The 2355-nt window shown below is 66.7% G+C and carries 2 protein-coding genes; both read right to left on the minus strand.

Annotation, left to right across the window (positions count from 1 at the left end; genetic code table 11):
* Positions 1-86 precede the first annotated feature (86 nt).
* The gene (locus AC1D2K_RS33605; protein ID WP_478094625.1) at positions 87-1598 is read right to left on the minus strand and encodes a tripartite tricarboxylate transporter permease; all 1512 of its coding nucleotides are present in this window, start codon (positions 1596-1598) and stop codon (positions 87-89) included.
* Between the two features lie 10 nt (positions 1599-1608).
* Positions 1609-2097, minus strand: a complete 489-nt coding sequence (locus tag AC1D2K_RS33610) for a tripartite tricarboxylate transporter TctB family protein (RefSeq protein ID WP_478094627.1) — start codon at positions 2095-2097, stop codon at positions 1609-1611.
* Positions 2098-2355 lie beyond the last annotated feature (258 nt).

Below are 2355 nucleotides of genomic sequence, written 5' to 3' on the forward strand. Positions count from 1 at the left end.
CACCACCGTCGTGAGCTTCATCGTCGAGCGCAACGCCTGAGAACACAGCCTCCGGGGGGCACGGCACCCCCCGGGGCGGGGCCGGCTTATTCTTCGACGAAGGCTTCTTCCCGCTTCGCCTTGATCGACGGCAGCAGCACGATCCCGAGCAGCAGGCAGGCCGCCACCAGCAACCCGGCCGACAGCGGCCGCGTCACGAACACGCTCCACGTGCCGCGCGACAGCAGCAGCGCACGGCGCAGGTTCTCTTCCATCATCGGCCCCAGGATGAAGCCCAGCAGCAGCGGCGCCGGCTCGGTCCGGAGCTTGATGAACAGATAGCCGATGAAGCCGAAGGCCGCCACCATCCAGATGTCGAAGGTGTTGTTGTTGGTCGAGTACACGCCGATKGCGCAGAACAGCACGATCGCCGGGAACAGGAACTTGTAGGGCACCGTCAGCAGCTTGATCCACATGCCGATCAGCGGCAGGTTCAGGATGATCAGCATCGCGTTGCCGATCCACATCGAGGCGATCAGGCCCCAGAACAGCTCCGGGTTGCTGGTCATCACCTGCGGGCCGGGCTGGATGTTGTGGATCGTCATCGCGCCGACCATCAGCGCCATCACCGCGTTGGGCGGGATGCCAAGCGTCAGCAGCGGGATGAAGGAGGTCTGGGCGCCGGCGTTGTTGGCCGACTCGGGCGATGCCACGCCGCGGATGTTGCCCTTGCCGAAGGGTACTTCGCCGGGCCGCATGCGGATCTTCTTCTCGAGCGCATAGGCCGCGAACGAAGCCAGCAGCGCACCGCCGCCGGGCAGGATGCCGAGCGCCGAGCCCAGCGCCGTGCCGCGCAGCACCGCGGGCGTCATGCGCTTGAAGTCGTCCTTGGTCGGCCACAGGCCCTTGACCTCGGAGGTGAACACCTCGCGCTCCTCGTCGGGCTGCGACAGGTTGCCGATGATTTCGCCGTAGCCGAACACGCCCATCGCGATCACGACGAAGCCGATGCCGTCGGTGAGTTCAGGAATGTCGAAGCTGAAGCGCGCCACGCCCGAATTGACGTCGGTGCCGACGATGCCGAGCAGCAGGCCCAGCACGATCATCGCGACCGCCTTGAGCAGCGAGCCCGAGGCCAGCACCACGGCGCCGATCAGGCCCAGCACCATCAGCGAGAAGTACTCGGCCGGGCCGAACTTGAACGCCAGCTCGGTCAGCGGCGGCGCGAAGGCCGCCAGGATCAGCGTGCCGACGCAGCCGGCGAAGAACGAACCCAGGCCGGCCGCGGCCAGCGCAGGCCCCGCTCGCCCCTGTCGCGCCATCTGGTAGCCGTCGATGCAGGTCACGACCGAGGACGATTCGCCCGGCAGGTTGACCAGGATGGCGGTGGTGGAGCCGCCGTACTGGGCGCCGTAGTAGATGCCGGCCAGCATGATGAGGGCCGACACCGGCGGCAGCGCGTAGGTCGCGGGCAGCAGCATCGCGATGGTGGCGACCGGGCCGATGCCCGGCAGCACGCCGATCAGCGTGCCCAGGATACAGCCGACCAGGCAGTACAGCAGGTTGGTGAAGGTGAAGGCGACGCCGAAGCCGATCGCGAGGTTGTGAAACAGTTCCATGGCGGTGTCCTCAGCCCGAAATGAAGGTGGGCCAGACCTGGATCTGCAACTTGAGCGCCCAGATGAACGCCACGTAGCTGCCTGCCGCCAGGATGGTCGAGAGAACCAGCACGTCGCGCAGCTTGAAGTGCTCGCCCGCGAGGCTGGAGATGATGGTCAGCGCGTAGATCGCGATGATCATGCCCATGGCCGGCACGCCGATGCTCGGCAGTCCGCCCAGCAACACGCCGAAGGCGAGGTTGGCCACGATGACGAAGAACAGCGGCTTCCAGGCCCATTTGCCGATCGGGTCGCCGTCGACCGTCTCGACCACCAGCGACTGGAACATGACAAGGGCGCCAAGGACAGCCAGCAGGATGCCCAGCATGAGCGGGAAGTAGCCGGGCCCCATGCGGGCCCCATCGCCGATGTTGTAGGTGGTGGCGCCGATGGCAAACGCCGCCCCCACCGCTGCGAACATGACTCCTGAATAGAAGTCGGCCTGACTCTTGATGCGCATTGTCTCGATCCTCGTTGAAGTTGCCTCGAGGGTCGTCGCCAGCGCCTGACGGTGGGCTGACCAGCACTGTACGGACTTCCACGTACCGAGCGCTGGCGCGCCAACGAAAAAGGCTCCCGAAGGAGCCTTTTTTGCTTGAAGCTGGGGAGGGCTTAGTAGCCGCCGCGGCCACCGCCGCCGCCGCCGTAGCCGCCACCGCCGCTGCGGTTGCCGCCACCACCACCACCACCACCGTAGCCGCCACCACCGCCGCCGCCG

The sequence above is a fragment of the Variovorax sp. P1_H12_2 genome (genome assembly GCF_056405335.1).

Excerpts from the sequence above, each read along its gene's own strand:
- AC1D2K_RS33610 (WP_478094627.1), bottom strand. The coding sequence starts at position 2,097 with ATGCGCATCAAGAGTCAGGCCGACTTCTATTCAGGAGTCATGTTCGCA.